The organism is Agrobacterium sp. 22-223-1 (genome assembly GCF_053522385.1).
This window is the reverse complement of record NZ_JBNWCN010000006.1, coordinates 239,832-256,593: the sequence shown is the minus strand read 5'-3', so window position 1 is coordinate 256,593 and position 16,762 is coordinate 239,832. Positions and strand designations below refer to the sequence as shown.

Here is a 16,762-nt window from a genome sequence, read left to right as displayed (position 1 = left end):
AATGGCGAAAGTTGCTTTAAAAGATGTTGCTAAATCACGCCGAAATCTTGCGGAAAATTGCTGCGCAAAAAACAAACTGTTGCGATGCACAAAACATTTGTCAGAGGGCTCGTTTTGCGCATACACTTTGCGGCGGGAAGAGCAATAACACCAAAAAACAAGAAAATACCATCATCGCGAGGAGGCGGGCATGGCGAAACACGACGGCGAAACAATCATTAAAAAATACGCCAACCGGCGGCTCTACAATACCGGTACCAGCACCTATGTGACGCTCGATGATCTGGCGCAGATGGTCAAGCGCGGCGAGGACTTCAAGGTTCAGGATGCCAAGTCCTCCGAAGACATCACGCATGCGGTGCTGACGCAGATCATCGTCGAACAGGAGGCCAAAACCGGCAATACGTTGCTGCCGACGGCGTTTCTGCGGCAATTAATCTCCTATTACGGCGACCAGATGCAGATGGTCGTGCCGACATTTCTCGAACATTCGATGAAGACCTTCTCCGACCAGCAGAGCCAGATGCAGGAGCATATGGCCAAGGCTTTCGGCGATGGCTCGCTTGCCCGCAATTTTCAGGCGCCGCTGCAAATGATGGAAGAGCAGATCCGCCGCAATACGGAACTGTTCCGGCAGGCGATGCAGGGTTTCACACCTTTCGCAATGCCGCAGGCGCCCAAGGAAACCCGCAAGCCGAATGCATCCGAAATCGATGAGCTGAAGGCGCAGTTGCGCGCATTGCAGCAAAAGCTCGATCAGCTCTGATCCTGTCGGGCCGATGCCCGGTTTCAGCAAACCGCATCGGCTTTTGCTTCAGACTTTCAGCCTGCCGTTCTTTCCGGCACGCGCAGCAATAGCAGGAACCCGGATCCCAGAAATACGATGAGCGTCGCCATGCCGATATGGGCGGAGCCGCTTATGGTGGTTGCTATGGAAAACGACAGCGTCGCCATGAAGCTGGTGGCGCGTCCGGAGAGCGCATAGATGCCGAAATAACGGCCCGCCTCCGCCACGGTGATGTTGCGGGCGAGATAAGATCGTGACGAGGCCTGAACGGGGCCGAAGGCAAGGCCGATCAACACACCATAAAGCAAATAGGCCTTTTCCGCGCCGGTGGCGAAGATGCCGCCATTATCTGCGGTCGACAATTGTAGCAGGCCGAACAGGGTGGAGCCTTTTTCCGTCGAGACGATGCCGAGCGTGGCCAGCAACAGAAGCACCAGACTGATAAGGATGGTGATGCGCGACCCGAGTTTCTGGTCTACGCGCCCGGCGGCAAAGCAGCCGGCAATGGCAACGATATTGAGCAGGATGCCGAAGAGGCCGATTTCCATCGTTGCCCAGCCGAACATGCCGGCGGCGAAGGCCCCGCCGAGAATGAGAACGCCATTGACGCCATCCTGATAAAGCATGCGCGCAATCAGAAACCGCAACAGCACGGGGCGGTATCGCAGTTCGCGCAGCGTGATCTTCAGTTCCCCCAATCCCGAGCGGATCGCGGCTGCGAAGGGCAAGCCCTTTTCAGCATCGGGAGTGAGAAGAAACATCGGCAGAATGAAGATGAGATACCAGAGCGCGGCGAGCGGGCCAGTTATTCTGGCATCCTCGCCGGTTGCAGGATCGAGGCCGAAAAGAGGTTTGATACCGGCGATGGTCACACCGGTCTGTGGATTGGCGGCCAGAAGCGTCACCACGGCAATCAGCACCACCATGCCGCCGAGATAACCGAGCCCCCAGGCGAGATTGGAAATGCGCCCGACATTTTGCGGGTTGGTCAGCCGCGGCATCATGGAATCGTTGAAGACGATGGAAAATTCCGCCGCGATGGATGCGAGGATCATGCAGACGATTGGAAGTATGAGCGGCGAACCGGGTGCGGCAAACCAGAGGAAAAAGAGACTGACGATCTTGATGACGGCAAAGAAGGCGATCCACGGTTTGCGTGCGCCGGACTGGTCGGCGATGGAGCCGAGAATGGGGGAGAAGAGGGCGATGATGATCGAAGACACCGTCGCCATGTTGCTCCATGTCGCCTGCGCCGAAATCGGATCGTCGGTAAGCCGTGCGACGAAATAAGGCCCGAAAACGAAGGTCGTGACGACCGTGAAAAACGGCTGCGCCGCCCAGTCGAACATCACCCAGCCCCAGATGCCGCGTTTGGCAACCGCTGTTTCCGCATTTGGGGAAGGGACAGTCATTCATCGTCCTATCGGAAAATCGGGAAATAAAATGCGCGATGCGGATGCATCCGTCTTGTCTGGCGCCATCCGGGGGGACCCGGATGGCGTTTTTGAGGCTGCCGATCAGCGTGCCTGAACGATATCGCCAAGCAGCCCGGCCGCGACCGTCAGACGGGCAAGGTTGGTATCGCCGCTGTCGCTGAGCGCACCGAGTTCGGAGACGATGCGGTTGACCCGCACGCGGTCCGCCGCATACCAGGCCTGAACCGGGTCCTTTTCTTTGGCATATTCGGTCAGCGCGGAGATGACGATCCGGCGTCGCGACGAAGAGATCTGGTCCTGGCTACGCAGGAGAGCCAGGCTCTCGTAGTGATCCGCCGGTGTGATGCGCTGGCTCGCATCCAGCAGACGCGCGACGCGGAAGGTCGATGAGACGGTGGCATAGCTTTCGGCGGCGCGGGCAAGCGTCGTACCGGCGCTTTCGGCGATGCGCATGATCTCCGGCACATAGACGAGCAGGGAAAGCGTATCGAGTTCCTCCAGAAGACCGGAAGGAACGCCGTCGATTTCCGTGACGCCGAGTTCGCGACGATACTTCGCCGCTGCCGGCGATAGCGTCTTGATGGCGGTTTTCAGTCGCTCGATTTCGGTCGCCATGTCACCTGCGGCCGCACTCGCGCTCCCGGTTTGCAGGTAAAGCCTGCTCGCATCCGAGAAGATACGCGTGATCATGGCATAAAGCCCGTTCTGGACTTCACCGCCGACCTTGCCGTCAAGCGCGTCGACTTCGCTCCACAGGCGTTTGAGACCGAAACCATCCTCGACGATCACTGCTGCCTTGACGACGTCGGCCGCCAGAAGACCGCTCGCATCGGCAAGTTTCTGCACAAAGCCCGGGCCGCCGCGATTGACGACGGCATTGGCGAGCGCGGTGGCGACGATTTCGCGATGCAGACGATGCGACTTGATATCGTCTGCATAGTTCTTCTGCATCTTGGCCGGGAAATAATCGACCAGAAGATGCTGGAGATAGGGTTCGTCGGGAAGCGTGCTTGCCACCAGTGCATCGAACAAAGTGAGCTTGGCATAGGAGAGGAGCACGCCGATTTCCGGCCGGGTCAGCGGTTTGCCGGTGGCGTATCTTTCGCTGAATTCGGCATTGTTGGGCAGGGTTTCGACCTTGCGGTTCAGTTGTCCGGTCGCCTCCAGCGCGCTCATCAGGCGGCCGAGTTCTTCGCGGTTCGAAAGGCCCAGCCGCTCCGTCAGCGAGATCGCCAGCGATTGCAGGTAGTTGTTGCGCAATACCAGCTGCGCCACTTCCGGCGTCATGGAAGCAAGAAGCTGGTTGCGTTTCGGCATCGTCAGGCGACCGCTGTTCACGGCGGAGGCAAGCGCGATCTTGATGTTGACCTCGACGTCCGAGGAGTTCACGCCGGCCGAGTTGTCAATGGCGTCGGAATTGCATCGCCCGCCCGAAAGCGCATAGGCGATGCGCCCCTTCTGGGTGATGCCGAGATTGGCGCCTTCGCCGATGACCTTGGCGCGCAGCTCGGTTGCGTTGACACGAATGGGGTCGTTCGCCCTGTCACCCACCTCGGCATTGGTTTCCACCGCCGCCTTGATGTAGGTGCCGATGCCGCCGAACCAGAGGAGATCGGTTGGTGCCTTCAGGATGGCCGTCATGATCTCGAAGGGCGTGGCGACGGATTTGTCGATGCCGATGGCGGCCACGGCTTCCGGCGTCAGCGTCACCGATTTGTCGGAGCGCGAGATGATCATCGCACCGGCGGAGAGGGCCGAACGATCGTAATCCTGCCAGCTGGAACGCGGCAGTTCGAAAAGCCGCTTGCGTTCGGCAAAGGACTTGTCGGTGTCGGGATCCGGATCGATGAAGATGTCGCGGTGATCGAAGGCGGCGATCAGCCTGATCTTTTCCGACAGCAGCATGCCGTTGCCGAAAACGTCGCCGGACATATCGCCCACGCCCGCCACCGTGAAGGGGGTGGTCTGGATGTCGGTGTCCATTTCACGGAAATGGCGTTTCACCGTTTCCCAGGCGCCACGGGCGGTAATGCCCATCTTCTTGTGGTCGTAACCGGCCGAACCGCCCGATGCGAAGGCGTCGTCCAGCCAGAAACCGGCCTCATGGGCAAGACCGTTCGCCGTATCGGAGAAGGTTGCCGTTCCCTTGTCGGCGGCGACGACGAAATAGGGGTCGTCACCGTCGAGGCGCAGCGTGTCGGCTGGCGGTACGATGGCATCGTCGACGATATTGTCGGTGATGGAGAGCAGGGTGCGGATATAGGTCTTGTAGGCCTCGCGGCCGGCATTGAAGACCTCGTCGCGGGAGCCGCCGGCCGGCAGGTTCTTCGGGAAGAAGCCGCCCTTGGCGCCGACCGGAACGATCACCGCATTCTTGACCTGTTGCGCCTTGACGAGGCCGAGCACTTCCGTGCGGTAATCCTGGCCGCGATCCGACCAGCGCAGACCGCCGCGCGCGACCTTGCCGAAGCGCAGATGCACGCCTTCGACCTCTGTTCCGTAGACGAAGATTTCGCGGAAGGGACGTGGGTCGGGCAGGCCGTCCAGATGTTTCGGATCGAACTTGAAGGCCAACAGGTCACGCGGCGTGCCGTCGGCATTTTTCTGGAAGTAGTTGGTGCGCAGCGTCGCGTCGATGGCGTTGACGTAACGCCTGAGCGTGCGGTCCTCGTCGAGATTGGGAACGCCGCTCAATGCCGCTTCGATTGCCTTGTGTATTTCGGCAAGTTTCTTCAGCCGCTTCTTTTCGTCGACGGACGGATCGAAGCCGGCTTTGAACAGCGCGAAAATATTGCGGGAAATCGCCGGATACTTATAGAGCGTTTCGGAAATATGCTCCTGCGAATAGACGATGCCGGTCTGGCGGAGATAACGGGCATAGGCGCGCAGTACGGAGACTTCGCGCACGGTGAGGCCGCAGGCGAGGATCAGGCGGTTGAAGTTGTCATTGTCGACCTTGCCGGAGAAGGCGGCGAGGAACGCTTCTTCGAGTTTCTGTCCATAGTGCGGCAGATCGAGCGTCGTTCCCTTGGCGACCGACAGTTCCATGTCGTGCAGCACGATGTCGCGCTTTTCGCCGTCCGAAACGACACCGATATCGAAGGTGCGCTCGCTGATGACGTTGAAACCGAGATTTTCGAGCAGCGGTACGCGGCGTGAAAGCGGCAGGTGGCCGTCGCGGTGGAAAATCTTCAGCGACAGCGTCTCCGCCGATTGACCTTCCTGCTGGTAAAATTCGATGCGGACCGGCTCGCCCTTCGCGGCGCCCAGAATATCCGGCATGTCGCCGATCGCTTCTTCCGGCGTGAAGGCTTCCTGATAGGCCTGATCGACCTCCAGCACCGGCGCTCCCGGCTCGGACAGGGCGACGAAATGGTCTATCCAGCGCGCCGCAATGTCGCTGACGGCGTCTTCGAGCTTGTCCTGGGCGATGCGCGGCGTCTTGCCTTCCGTTCGGCCGACGATGAAGTGGACGCGGGCGACGGCGCCTTCGGGGAAGGCGGGGTAATAGGCGGAAATATGCCCGTCATAGACCGTGCTCAGATAGTCGCCGATCTTCTCGCGTACATAGGAATTATACTCCTCGCGCGGAACGAAGATGATGGCCGAAACGAAACGGTCGAAACGGTCGATACGTGCAAGCACGCGCACGCGCGGCCGGTCGCTCAGTTCCATGATCTGCTCGACGAAGCGGATCAGAAGATCGGTTTCGATCTGGAAAAGATCGTCGCGCGGATAGGCTTCCAGCGTGTTCTGCAGGATGCGGCCGGAGTGGCTGTTCGGATCGAAGCCGAAATGCCGCTCGACTTCCGCGACCTTGGCGCGCAGCAGCGGTATCTGCTTGACTGAGCGCGTATAGGCGGTGGCGGTGAAGAGGCCGACGATGCGCAATTCGCCGATGACATTGCCGTCCTCGTCGAAGCGCTTGATGCCGATATAATCCATATAGGCGCGGCGGTGCACGATGGATTTCACATTGGCCTTGGTGACGATGAGGAAATCCGGGCCGTCGAGGAAGGCAAGGATTTCCGGCGTCGTCGTCACGGCATTCTTGCCGAGGCGCAGCACGCGCACATCCGGATCGCTGAGGCTGCCGAGACCGACGCCGTCACCGCGCTCGATCTTCGCGTTCTTTCCCTTGCCGGAATAGGTGTAGTCACGCATGCCGAGGAAGGTGAAATTGTCGTTGCGAAGCCAGTTGAGGAATTCTACGGCTTCCGCACGCTCGGTCTTGCGCCGTGACGAACCGCGCTTGGACAATTCATCCAGCGCCTCGTCGAGTTTCGCCAGCATGGGCCGCCAGTCGCGATAGGCGAACTGAACCTGCGTCAGCACGAAGCGCAGTCTTTCTTCCAGCGCTGCGGCGGCTTGCGGCGTGAGCGGCGCGATATGCAGCTGGATGAGGCTGATATTTTCAGCAGGATCATCCTCGGGTTCCGCAAGACGATAGCCCGCCTGCGCGCTTTCGTCGCGCACCAGGATCGGGTGCACCGCGAGGTAAAGACCGCGATAGCTGCTGGTGACCTCGCCCATGACGGAATCGTAAAGGAAGGGCATATTGCGGCCGATAATGGTCAGGACCGTTACCGGAATATCCCGCGGCGAAACGCCCTCCACCTGGGAGATGCCGATGTACGGAGCGTCTCCGGTCCAGTGCGAAAGCGCCTCGAAACTGTGAGCGGCGCTCGCAGCCAGCATCTCGGCGGAATAATATTCTATATCGTCGGCGCTTGCCCTTCCATAAAGAATACCCGGATCAAGAAATTGGACATTTTCGGCAATTGCCTGCTGGCGCGCTTTTTCGATCTGTTTTTCGCGTTTTGGATTATTTCTGTAGCCCATTTGACGTGGATTCCTCCAAAAATCACACTTTAATATAAAAAAGCATCGCCAATTTGCGGATTTTGCCTTTTCAGTCGAATCGGATATTGGCGTGGAATTACGAAGAGTTTAAGAGGCTTTCGTGTTTCTTCAGTCGGTAAGTGAAATTTTTTTGCTCCTTTTGCCATGAGGGCCTGTCACGAAGCATTTTGACAGTATTTCTGCGGCTAATTTTTAGGCGGTTCTTTGGCTGCCATGTGATGTTGCGGCCACGGTCGAAGCAAATTATTGATTTGCGCCTATTTTTGTGGTACACCAACGACACTGATCCACAGCGTGGCATTTGTGTGCCCAAAAACACCACGAAAGCAACACCTCTTTTGCACGCGGTTTCCGTGACATATCGAGCGTTTACGTTATCGAACCCCGCAAGACGGGAAGGTGTGTTTTTGCGTGCACGGCTGGACCAGTGCGGAGTCACCTGACGGTTCCCCCGTCTCATCAGGGCCTGACCGACCCAACCCCGGCATCCCCGGGTATGTAACAGGGAGTTTTTAGAACGAATGACGACCCAGCAGAAGAAATCTCCAGCACATCACGGTTTCAAGACCGGTGAAGCGATTGTGTATCCCGCTCATGGTGTCGGTACCATTTCTGCCATCGAGGAACAAGAAGTCGCCGGCATGAAGCTTGAGCTTTTTGTCATCGATTTCGAAAAAGACAAGATGCGTCTTAAAGTTCCCGTCGCCAAAGCCGTCAGCATCGGCATGCGCAAGCTTTCCGAAGGCGATTTTGTCGAGCGGGCGCTGAAAGTGGTGCAGGGCAAGGCGCGTGTGAAGCGTACCATGTGGTCGCGCCGCGCGCAGGAATATGATGCGAAGATCAATTCCGGCGATCTCATCGCGATTGCGGAAGTCGTGCGCGATCTCTACCGTGCAGAAAATCAGCCGGAGCAGTCCTATTCCGAGCGTCAGCTTTATGAAGCTGCTCTCGACCGCATGGCGCGCGAAATCGCCGCCGTCAACAAGATGTCTGAAACCGAGGCTGTTCGCCTGGTGGAAGTGAACCTTGCCAAGGGCCCCAAGCGCGGCAAGACCGTCGAAGAGGACGATTCTCAGGACGAAGCCGCTTAATAACCGGCTTTTTCCCTCTAAAAAAACCCGCCTTGATGGCGGGTTTTTTGTTGCCCGATTGCAGGCTGGAATTCACAGGATGCGGATTTTCGTGCCTTTGCGCAGATGCGGCAGGATGCGCCGCATGTCACGGGGATGGAGGGCGACGCAGCCTGCGGTCGGCTCATATCCCGGTCTGATCAGATGCATGAAGATCGCCGAGCCGCGGTTGCGGCTTCTCGAGGTGATATTCCAGTCGAGCACCAGGCAGACGTCGTAGAGGCCGTCCTTCCGCATCATCTCTTCATGGCTCGGGGCGAAGGGCGCCTTGACCAGCCTGTTGTAATTGGGACTACTGGGCTCGTCGCACCACAGCATGGACTTCCGTGTACGCTGCATCGGCAGTGCCGTGGCGATGCCGGGAAGGCGGTCGCCGCGATAAAACCCGTGCAGCAGGCCGATGGTCGAGATGGGAGATTTTCCGTCTCCTTCACGTTTCAGCGCAGTGCGGCCATTGCGTCCGATCGCGGCTGGAAAGGTGAGATGCCCGAGCTGGACGATGGCGCGACTGATTTTCGAGGGGGCCGGCCGAACCATGAGCGTCGATGCGCGTTTACGTTGTCTTACGGGCTGGGTGCTCATGTTTTTCACGAGATTTTGCTTTGCAGGTTATTTAACGTGAAGTCATAGCACTTCGTTATATCATGGCAATGGGTTGACCTTTTATCGGCAAACCGCTGAATTGGCTGATAATTAGAGCGCCGGGCGTCTTTTGGGATGCATAAGGGACGCTCTAACTCTTTTAAACTACGCGTCGTGTCTCTCGAAAATCGAGCCTGATTTTTGGGCCGATGCGCTAAAGTAAGAAAGGCTGAGAATCCGAATGACGGCTCGCACTATCCTTCTGGTGGACGATGACGACGATCTTCGAGAGACGCTGACCGAGCAATTGTCTCCCTATGAGGAATTCTCGCTGCTCAGCGGCGCCAATGCCGCGCAGGCGATGCAGACCGCCAAGACCGCCCAGGTCGATCTTCTGATCATGGATGTCGGCCTTCCGGACATGGACGGCCGTGAGGCGGTAAAGCTGTTGCGCAAGGGCGGTTTCAAGGCGCCGATCATCATGCTGACCGGGCATGATACCGATTCCGATACTATTCTTGGGCTGGAAGCCGGGGCGAACGACTATGTGACAAAACCCTTTCGTTTCGCCGTGCTTCTGGCGCGTATCCGGGCACAGCTGCGTCAATATGAGCAGAGTGAGGATGCGGTTTTCACCGTCGGTCCCTATCAGTTCAAGCCCAGCCAGAAGCTGTTGACGACGGAGGACGGCAAGAAAATCCGCCTGACGGAAAAGGAAGCGGCGATCATCCGTTATCTCTACCGCGCCGGCAGCACCGTCGTTACCCGCGACGTCCTGCTGGAAGAGGTCTGGGGTTACAATTCCGGCGTGACAACGCACACGCTGGAAACGCATGTCTATCGTCTGCGCCAGAAGATCGAACGCGACCCGTCCAACGCTGAAATTCTGGTGACCGAGAACGGCGGATACAAGATCGTTCCCTGAGCAGGGGCTCTTTGCACCTGTCACGTGTCCAAAGCTCACGCCGCGCGTCCGAAAGGGCGCGCGGCGTTCTAACAGCTTGTATTTTGAGGGCCGATATTGGAAAACCGCTATAGTGGTGCAGGCGTTTTTCCGGAGTAACGATCGACATGGCCTTGACGGACGATATCATGCTGCTGGGGCAAGTGCCGTTATTTGCGGGGTTCAGCGATGACCAGTTGCGGCTTATCGCCTTCGGTGCGGAGCGCCGTCGTGTATCGGCCGGGCAGACATTGTTCCGGGAACACTCACCGGCCGAATGCGCTTTTGCGGTGACGGCTGGCCATTTCGAGCTTTTCACGGCAGGGCGGGATGGCAAGCCCGTGCTGCAGGCGACGCCGGGCAAGGGGGCGCTGCTTTCGGAGCTTGCGCTTTTCACGCTCTGCGAACGGAAGTTTACTGCCGTGGCAGCGGAGGATTCCGAAGTCATCCGCATAACGCGCATCCTCTTCCACCGGCTGGTGGAGGAGTTTCCGGAGGTTGCCGATATCGTATCGGCGCGTATTCGCGACAATATCGCGTCGCTGGCGGCGGGTGCGGCCCGTTTGCAGAACCGCTTCGTCTGACGCCAGACAACTCCGCCTGTTCAGAACCGGAAATGGGCGGTGACGGGAACATGGTCGGATGGCCGGTTCCAGCCACGGGCCTCGCGCAATATGTCGATTTTTTCGAGCGAGGAACCGAGATCCTGCGAAGACCAGATGTGGTCGAGGCGGCGGCCGCGATCAGCCGCTTCCCAGTCCTTGGCGCGGTAGCTCCACCAGGTATAGATTTTTTCCGTCTCCGGCACATTCAGACGCATCAGATCGAGCCAGTTGCCCTTCTTCATGATGTCAAGCATGCCTTCGGTTTCGACAGGCGTATGGCTGACGATTTTCAGAAGCTGCTTGTGTGACCAGACGTCATTTTCGAGCGGTGCGATGTTGAGATCGCCGACGAGAATGGACGAGGTCCCAGGCACACCATCGGCGCGCAGCGCCTTCATTTCCTCGATGAAATCCAGCTTGTGGCCGAATTTTGGATTGATCGAGCGATCCGGTTCGTCACCGCCTGCCGGCACATAAAAATTATGCAGCCGCACGCGGCGCGATCCGACCTCAAAAATCGCGGAAATGTGGCGTGCGTCGCCGATACCGCAATAGTCCTGTCGATGATCTTCGGTCAGCGGAATCTTCGAGGCGATGGCGACGCCGTGATAGCCCTTCTGGCCATGGATGATGACGTGTTCATAACCGAGCGCCTTCAGCGGCTTCATCGGAAACTCGCCATTCGGGCATTTCGTTTCCTGCAGGCAAAGAATGTCGGGTTTGTAACGTACCAGAAACTGCTCAACGATCGGCATTCTGAGCCTGACCGAGTTGATGTTCCAGGTGGTTATCGAAAACGACATGCATGTGCTCCGCTTTTACTGCCGCGAACCGCTTGGCTCGTGACATGTTTCCGGGGCGCAGGCTTATAACATCGCGACGAAAACGGGAATGTATTTTAGCGGTAAAATGAAAAAGGCGACCGCAGGGTCGCCTTTCGAAGAGTTTCCTTGGGGCTCGAAGCCTCAGCCGCCTTTGCGAACTTCCTCGTAATTGATGTTGAAGACGCGTTCATCGAGGTTCACACCGGTCTGGACGTTGAAGATCATGACGGTCGTGTCCTTGTTCTGGGCGTCGGTCGTGGTCCATTGCCGCAGATCGAAGGTCTTCGGATCGAACATCAGGGTAATGGTGGAATCGCCGAAGACGCTCTTGTCGCCAAGCACGATAGTGGTCAGGTCCGATTCTTCCTTGACGTTGCGAACCTTCTGGTTGCCGAGATCGATCTTGTCGGACAGAAGCAAGCTGAGCGGCGTCTTGGAGAGCGGATAAAGATCCCAGGTCTTGAGCTTCATATTGCCGATGACGACGTTCTTGCCGTCGGCGATGACCCGCATGGGCGAGGGGTCTTCGTAATTGAAGCGGAGTTTGCCGGGGCGTTCGATGTAGAACTTGCCGCCGGTCTGTTCACCGCGCGGGCCGAACTGGACGAATTCCCCCATCATGGTTTTGACCGACGAGAAGTGATTGGCGATTTTCTGCGCTGTCGCCGTGTTGCCGGCCGCCTGGGCAAAGGCGTCAAGCGGCGACAGGCCGGCCATGATTGCGGCCATGGAAAATGCCGTCAGCACGCCACGACGCGTCACGCCGTTTTGCGGTGTGTTTGCGTTGGCCGTTTCGCCGGTGGTGAGGTCGTTCATTCTATTCTCCTTCATCGCAGCGATTGTCCGCATAAAAGGCGGCGGCTTCATGACGTTGAAAGCGTGTAATAACGCTTCTTCGCCCCGCTTGGTTGCGGACGTTACCGCTCGATGATGTCTGCTTCCGTCGGTACGAGTATTTCGCGTTTTCCGGCGTGGTTGGCGGGGCCGATAATGCCCTCCTGCTCCATGCGCTCGATCAGCGAGGCGGCGCGGTTATAGCCGATGCCGAGACGCCGCTGCACATAGGAGGTGGAGGCTTTGCCATCGCGAAGCACGACGGCCACGGCCTGATCGTAAGGGTCCTCGGAATCGGAGAAACTGCCGGCGCCGGCCGGGCCGACGCCATTGCCTTCCTCGTCGTCTTCCTCGGTAATCGCTTCCAGATATTCCGGTGCGCCCTGTGTCTTCAGATAGGCGACGATCTCTTCCACCTCGTTGTCGGAGACGAAAGGACCGTGCACGCGCTGGATGCGTCCGCCGCCTGCCATATAGAGCATGTCGCCCATGCCGAGCAGCTGTTCGGCGCCCTGCTCTCCAAGGATGGTGCGGCTATCGATCTTCGACGTCACCTGGAAGGAGATGCGGGTCGGGAAGTTTGCCTTGATCGTGCCGGTGATGACGTCGACGGAGGGGCGCTGGGTGGCCATGATGACATGGATGCCGGCGGCGCGCGCCATCTGCGCCAGGCGCTGCACCGCGCCTTCGATGTCCTTGCCGGCGACCATCATCAGGTCGGCCATTTCGTCGATGATGACGACGATATAGGGCAGGGGCTTCAGATCGAATTCTTCCGTCTCGTAGATCGCCTCGCCGGTCTGGCGGTCGAAGCCGGTCTGTACCGTGCGGGTGAGTATCTCGCCCTTGTCGAGCGCCTGCTGCACGCGACTGTTGAAACCGTCGATATTGCGCACGCCGATCTTCGACATTTTCTTGTAGCGCTCTTCCATCTCGCGCACCGTCCACTTCAGCGCCACGACGGCCTTTTTCGGATCGGTAACGACGGGAGAGAGCAGATGCGGAATGCCGTCATAGATCGACAGTTCGAGCATTTTCGGGTCGATCATGATCAGGCGGCACTGTTCCGGCGACATGCGGTAAAGCAGCGACAGGATCATGGTGTTGATGGCGACCGACTTGCCCGAACCGGTGGTGCCGGCAACGAGAAGATGCGGCATCTTGGCAAGATCGGCGATGACGGGTTCGCCGCCGATGGTCTTGCCGAGGGCCATGGCGAGTTTGGCCTTGCTGTTTTCGAAATCGCGGCTGCCGATCAGTTCCCGGAGGAACACGGTTTCGCGCGTCTGGTTCGGCAGTTCGATGCCGATGGCATTGCGGCCGGGAACGACGGCGACACGGGCGGCGATTGCGCTCATGGAGCGGGCAATGTCATCGGCAAGGCCGATGACGCGCGAGGATTTGATGCCGGGTGCCGGTTCCAGTTCGTAGAGCGTGACGACCGGGCCGGGGCGGACATGAATGATTTCGCCCTTGACGCCGAAATCCTCGAGAACGCCTTCCAGAAGGCGGGCGTTCTGTTCAAGTACTTCCTCGCTCAGCATATTGTCGCGAACGACATTCTTCGGCTCCGCCAGAAGATGGACTGTGGGCAGCTGGAAACCGTCTGCGGCGATGAAAGAGGCCTGCGCCTCCCTTGCCACGCGCTCGCTGGGCTTCGGGCGCGCGGAAGGGGCGGTTATTCTGGGCTGCCCGCGTCCCGGCGCCTGTCGGGCCGTGAATTTCTGGTCGGACTCGTCGTCGGAGAGAATGCCGTTCGGCAGCCGGCGTCCATCCTCGTCGAAGGGTTGTTCGTCATCCATGTCCTCGTCATGATCGAGCGCGATGGAGGGAGGTGACATCTGGCGACGCGATGCGGCGCGTTCTTCGAAAGACGGCTCTGCGCGCTGGTCGAGGCGGTTGATCGCGGTCTTGAGGCGTGAGGGTTCGTTCAGCGTGCCGAATTCATATTCGTTGAAGTCGTAAGGATGTTCGAATTCATCGTGCAGGGATTTCGACTTCAGGCCGAACAGGCGGCGGAAGCGCGCCTGGGTGATGTACCAGTAATGCGCCAGCGCGCCGAAGGCGAGCATATTGGCGAAGAAACCCTCGCCGTCGTCTTCATCATCCTCTTCGGCCTCACGGGCGGCGCGGGCCTTGCTGGTGGCGACGGGAGCGGCTTCTTCGCGTTCCAGCTCATCATCCAGACCGCCAACGACACCGGCGGCAAACAGCATCAGCCATGCGGCAGGCGCCGCAAATATGACACCCAGTACCGTGGCAATCGTGCCGGTGGGGTAAGCGCCGATGAAAAGAGCGGGAAAACGCAGGATCATGTCACCGATGACGCCGCCGATACCGTTCGGCAGCGGCCATGTCACGGGGGCCGGAAAACAGCCGAGCGAGGCGGCGCAGACGATGGCGCCTGCGACCCAGGCCACGAGGCGAACGGGTATGCGGTGGAATTTGCGGCCGGCGATCAGCGCGATCGCCCAGGCGATGACAGGCAGGAGCGAGATGATTGCCGAAAGCCCGAGGAACTGCATCACGATATCGGCGAAAATCGCACCGCCGTAGCCCAGAAGATTGGTGGGCTGGTTTCCTGTCGCGTAGGAGAGGCTCGGATCCGCGACATTCCATGTCGCGAGCGCGGCGATGCCCAGTGCAATCGTGGCCAGCAGAGCGAAACCGGCGAGAGCCATGATCTGACGCACGAAAAACGCCGTCAACACGAAGCGCGTGTGACGACCATCGAATGTCGGAGAATGCATTCTGCCCATGTCCCTGAACCCGTCGTTTTATGGTTTCGGCAAGATCCGGCAGGAGACCTGATCCCGGATTGACAGGGAAAACTAACCGCTTGCTGGTTAATGTCGTGTTAACCATGCGGTTTTTTGAAGCGCTTCGGATTTACGGCAAAGAAAAAGGCCCGCCGGAGCGGGCCTTCTTTTGGGAGAGGGGATGGAGAACCCCTTTTCCCGGATATCAGGAGTGGTAGGCGGCTTCGCCGTGGGTTGCGAGGTCGAGACCTTCGCGTTCGGCTTCGACCGGAACTCGCAGACCAACGATCACGTCGACGATCTTGTAGAGGATCGCGGAGACGATGGCGCACCAGACGATGGTGATGGCGACGGCGACGAACTGCGTCCAGAGCTGCGAGGCGATGGAGAAGTCTTCCTTGCCCGTGCCGCCAAGCAGCGGCGAGGTGAAGATGCCGGTGCCGAGAGCGCCGATGATGCCGCCAATGCCGTGGACGCCGAAGACGTCGGCGGTGTCGTCATAACCGAACTTGTTCTTCACCACGGAGACGAAGAAGTAGCAGATCGGCGAGACGATGAGGCCGAGAACGATGGCGCCCATCGGGCCGACGGAGCCGGCGGCGGGGGTGACGGCGACGAGACCGGCGATCATGCCCGAAGCGGCGCCCAGCATGGAGGCCTTGCCGCGGGTGAAGCTTTCAACCAGCGACCAGGAAACGATGGCGGCTGCGGTTGCGAGGAAGGTGTTCATGGTTGCGAGAACCGCACCGCCCGATGCTTCGAGGTTGGAGCCGGCGTTGAAGCCGAACCAGCCGAACCACAGCATGGCTGCACCGACGAGGGTCAGCGTCATCGAGTGGGGGGCCATCATGTCCTTGCCGAAGCCGGTACGCTTGCCGACCATGATCGCGCCGATCAGGCCTGCGATACCGGCATTGATGTGAACGACGGTGCCGCCGGCGAAGTCGAGAGCGCCCATGCCGAAGATCAGGCCGTTTGCATCCCAGACCATGTGAGCGATCGGGAAATAGACGAAGGTAGCCCAAAGGATGGTGAAGAGGATGACGGCGGAGAATTTGACGCGTTCTGCGAAGGCGCCGATGATCAGCGCCGGCGTGATGGCCGCGAAGGTCATCTGGAAGGCGATGAAGGTGTATTCGTAGATCACGACGCCCTCAGAGAAGGTTGCCGAGGTGCTGTCAAGCGAAACGCCCGACAGGAACAGCTTGCCGAAACCGCCGAAATAAGGGCCGGTGCCGCCGCCAAAGGCGAAGGAGTAACCGTAGATTACCCAGACGAGCATCATGACTGCGCCGACGACCGTGCACTGCATGAGAACGGAGAGCATGTTCTTGGTGCGGACGAGACCGCCGTAAAACAGGGCCAGGCCCGGAATGATCATGAAAAGCACGAGGATCGTCGCGACATACATGAATGCGGTGTCGGCTTTTTCCGGAACGGGCGCTGCGGCTGCTGCCGGCGCGGCATCCTGGGCAAAGGCGATGGCCGGAGCCATCAGGGCCGCCGCCGCGGCGCCCAGCTTGCCGAGCGTTGAAAACTTGTTGAGTTGCATAGCTAGAAAACTCCCCTGTCAGCCGTGCTTCAAAGCGCTTCTGTGTTGGTTTCGCCGGTACGGATGCGCACGGCCTGTTCGATAGAGTAGACGAAGATCTTGCCGTCACCGATCTGCCCGGTCTTTGCCGCAGACGCGATCGCTTCGACAGCCTTGTCGACGACGTCGGATGGAACTGCGATCTCGATCTTCAGCTTGGGAAGGAAGCTCACCGCATATTCCGTGCCGCGATAAATCTCGGTATGCCCCTTCTGGCGTCCGTAACCCTTTACCTCGGTCACGGTCAGGCCCTGGATGCCGACGCCGGTGAGCGCTTCGCGCACTTCATCCAGCTTGAACGGCTTGATAATGGCCATCACAATTTTCATCTGGTTTCCCATCCTTTGTTTTGTCCTCGGCACGGAGCCGACTCTCCTGCCGCTGGCAGATCAGTAACAGCGACTGCGG

The 16,762-nt window shown here is 59.0% G+C and carries 12 protein-coding genes; 4 read left to right on the top strand and 8 right to left on the bottom strand.

What is annotated here, in order from left to right; all coding sequences use genetic code 11:
* Positions 1 to 190 precede the first annotated feature (190 nt).
* Entirely contained in the window at positions 191 to 766 is a 576-nt protein-coding gene (gene phaR, locus ACQZ60_RS22085; protein WP_003520279.1) for a polyhydroxyalkanoate synthesis repressor PhaR, read from the top strand.
* A 56-nt stretch (positions 767 to 822) separates the two neighbouring features.
* On the opposite strand, the gene ACQZ60_RS22080 is transcribed toward phaR, so the two are convergent.
* Positions 823 to 2,199 (bottom strand): MFS transporter, encoded by a 1,377-nt coding sequence (locus ACQZ60_RS22080; protein WP_448736125.1) that lies wholly within the window; start codon positions 2,197 to 2,199, stop codon positions 823 to 825.
* A 105-nt stretch (positions 2,200 to 2,304) separates the two neighbouring features.
* Positions 2,305 to 7,065: an NAD-glutamate dehydrogenase gene (locus ACQZ60_RS22075; protein WP_035265242.1), complete on the bottom strand. Its 4,761-nt coding sequence runs from the start codon at positions 7,063 to 7,065 to the stop codon at positions 2,305 to 2,307.
* A 542-nt stretch (positions 7,066 to 7,607) separates the two neighbouring features.
* Here ACQZ60_RS22075 and ACQZ60_RS22070 point away from each other — a divergent pair.
* On the top strand, positions 7,608 to 8,177 hold the full coding sequence (locus tag ACQZ60_RS22070; RefSeq protein WP_003505223.1) for a CarD family transcriptional regulator: 570 nt from the start codon (positions 7,608 to 7,610) through the stop codon (positions 8,175 to 8,177).
* 72 nt (positions 8,178 to 8,249) lie between these two features.
* Here the strand turns inward: ACQZ60_RS22070 and ACQZ60_RS22065 are convergent, their stop codons facing one another.
* On the bottom strand, positions 8,250 to 8,753 hold the full coding sequence (locus ACQZ60_RS22065; protein WP_155246276.1) for a L,D-transpeptidase family protein: 504 nt from the start codon (positions 8,751 to 8,753) through the stop codon (positions 8,250 to 8,252).
* 286 nt (positions 8,754 to 9,039) lie between these two features.
* Here ACQZ60_RS22065 and ACQZ60_RS22060 point away from each other — a divergent pair, with 286 nt between their 5' ends.
* Both ACQZ60_RS22060 and ACQZ60_RS22055 read left to right on the top strand, forming a co-directional pair.
* Positions 9,040 to 9,723, top strand: coding sequence for a response regulator transcription factor (locus ACQZ60_RS22060; RefSeq protein ID WP_003505216.1), 684 nt, complete (start codon positions 9,040 to 9,042; stop codon positions 9,721 to 9,723).
* Between the two features lie 146 nt (positions 9,724 to 9,869).
* Positions 9,870 to 10,325 (top strand): cyclic nucleotide-binding domain-containing protein, encoded by a 456-nt coding sequence (locus tag ACQZ60_RS22055; RefSeq protein WP_020810625.1) that lies wholly within the window; start codon positions 9,870 to 9,872, stop codon positions 10,323 to 10,325.
* Positions 10,326 to 10,345: 20 nt separating this feature from the next.
* On the opposite strand, the gene ACQZ60_RS22050 is transcribed toward ACQZ60_RS22055, so the two are convergent.
* From ACQZ60_RS22050 to ACQZ60_RS22030, 5 genes are all read right to left on the bottom strand, one after another.
* Positions 10,346 to 11,149: an exodeoxyribonuclease III gene (locus ACQZ60_RS22050; RefSeq protein ID WP_003520284.1), complete on the bottom strand. Its 804-nt coding sequence runs from the start codon at positions 11,147 to 11,149 to the stop codon at positions 10,346 to 10,348.
* A gap of 162 nt (positions 11,150 to 11,311) precedes the next feature.
* Complete coding sequence (locus ACQZ60_RS22045; protein WP_052025744.1) at positions 11,312 to 12,037, bottom strand: outer membrane lipoprotein carrier protein LolA; 726 nt, start codon at positions 12,035 to 12,037, stop codon at positions 11,312 to 11,314.
* A 50-nt stretch (positions 12,038 to 12,087) separates the two neighbouring features.
* Positions 12,088 to 14,754: a DNA translocase FtsK gene (locus tag ACQZ60_RS22040; protein ID WP_448736124.1), complete on the bottom strand. Its 2,667-nt coding sequence runs from the start codon at positions 14,752 to 14,754 to the stop codon at positions 12,088 to 12,090.
* Positions 14,755 to 14,968: 214 nt separating this feature from the next.
* Positions 14,969 to 16,315 (bottom strand): ammonium transporter, encoded by a 1,347-nt coding sequence (locus ACQZ60_RS22035; protein WP_020810628.1) that lies wholly within the window; start codon positions 16,313 to 16,315, stop codon positions 14,969 to 14,971.
* 29 nt (positions 16,316 to 16,344) lie between these two features.
* The gene (locus ACQZ60_RS22030; RefSeq protein ID WP_004444057.1) at positions 16,345 to 16,695 is read right to left on the bottom strand and encodes a P-II family nitrogen regulator; all 351 of its coding nucleotides are present in this window, start codon (positions 16,693 to 16,695) and stop codon (positions 16,345 to 16,347) included.
* Positions 16,696 to 16,762: the final 67 nt, after the last annotated feature.

What these genes read in the sequence shown, in the direction of transcription:
- ACQZ60_RS22055 (WP_020810625.1), top strand. Translation starts at nt 9,870, where the DNA reads ATGGCCTTGACGGACGATATCATGCTGCTGGGGCAAGTGCCGTTATTT.
- ACQZ60_RS22060 (WP_003505216.1), top strand. Translation starts at nt 9,040, where the DNA reads ATGACGGCTCGCACTATCCTTCTGGTGGACGATGACGACGATCTTCGA.
- ACQZ60_RS22030 (WP_004444057.1), bottom strand. Translation starts at nt 16,695, where the DNA reads ATGGGAAACCAGATGAAAATTGTGATGGCCATTATCAAGCCGTTCAAG.
- ACQZ60_RS22040 (WP_448736124.1), bottom strand. Translation starts at nt 14,754, where the DNA reads ATGCATTCTCCGACATTCGATGGTCGTCACACGCGCTTCGTGTTGACG.
- ACQZ60_RS22035 (WP_020810628.1), bottom strand. Translation starts at nt 16,315, where the DNA reads ATGCAACTCAACAAGTTTTCAACGCTCGGCAAGCTGGGCGCCGCGGCG.
- ACQZ60_RS22080 (WP_448736125.1), bottom strand. Translation starts at nt 2,199, where the DNA reads ATGACTGTCCCTTCCCCAAATGCGGAAACAGCGGTTGCCAAACGCGGC.
- ACQZ60_RS22045 (WP_052025744.1), bottom strand. Translation starts at nt 12,037, where the DNA reads ATGAAGCCGCCGCCTTTTATGCGGACAATCGCTGCGATGAAGGAGAAT.
- ACQZ60_RS22050 (WP_003520284.1), bottom strand. Translation starts at nt 11,149, where the DNA reads ATGTCGTTTTCGATAACCACCTGGAACATCAACTCGGTCAGGCTCAGA.
- ACQZ60_RS22075 (WP_035265242.1), bottom strand. Translation starts at nt 7,065, where the DNA reads ATGGGCTACAGAAATAATCCAAAACGCGAAAAACAGATCGAAAAAGCG.
- ACQZ60_RS22070 (WP_003505223.1), top strand. Translation starts at nt 7,608, where the DNA reads ATGACGACCCAGCAGAAGAAATCTCCAGCACATCACGGTTTCAAGACC.
- phaR (WP_003520279.1), top strand. Translation starts at nt 191, where the DNA reads ATGGCGAAACACGACGGCGAAACAATCATTAAAAAATACGCCAACCGG.
- ACQZ60_RS22065 (WP_155246276.1), bottom strand. Translation starts at nt 8,753, where the DNA reads ATGGTTCGGCCGGCCCCCTCGAAAATCAGTCGCGCCATCGTCCAGCTC.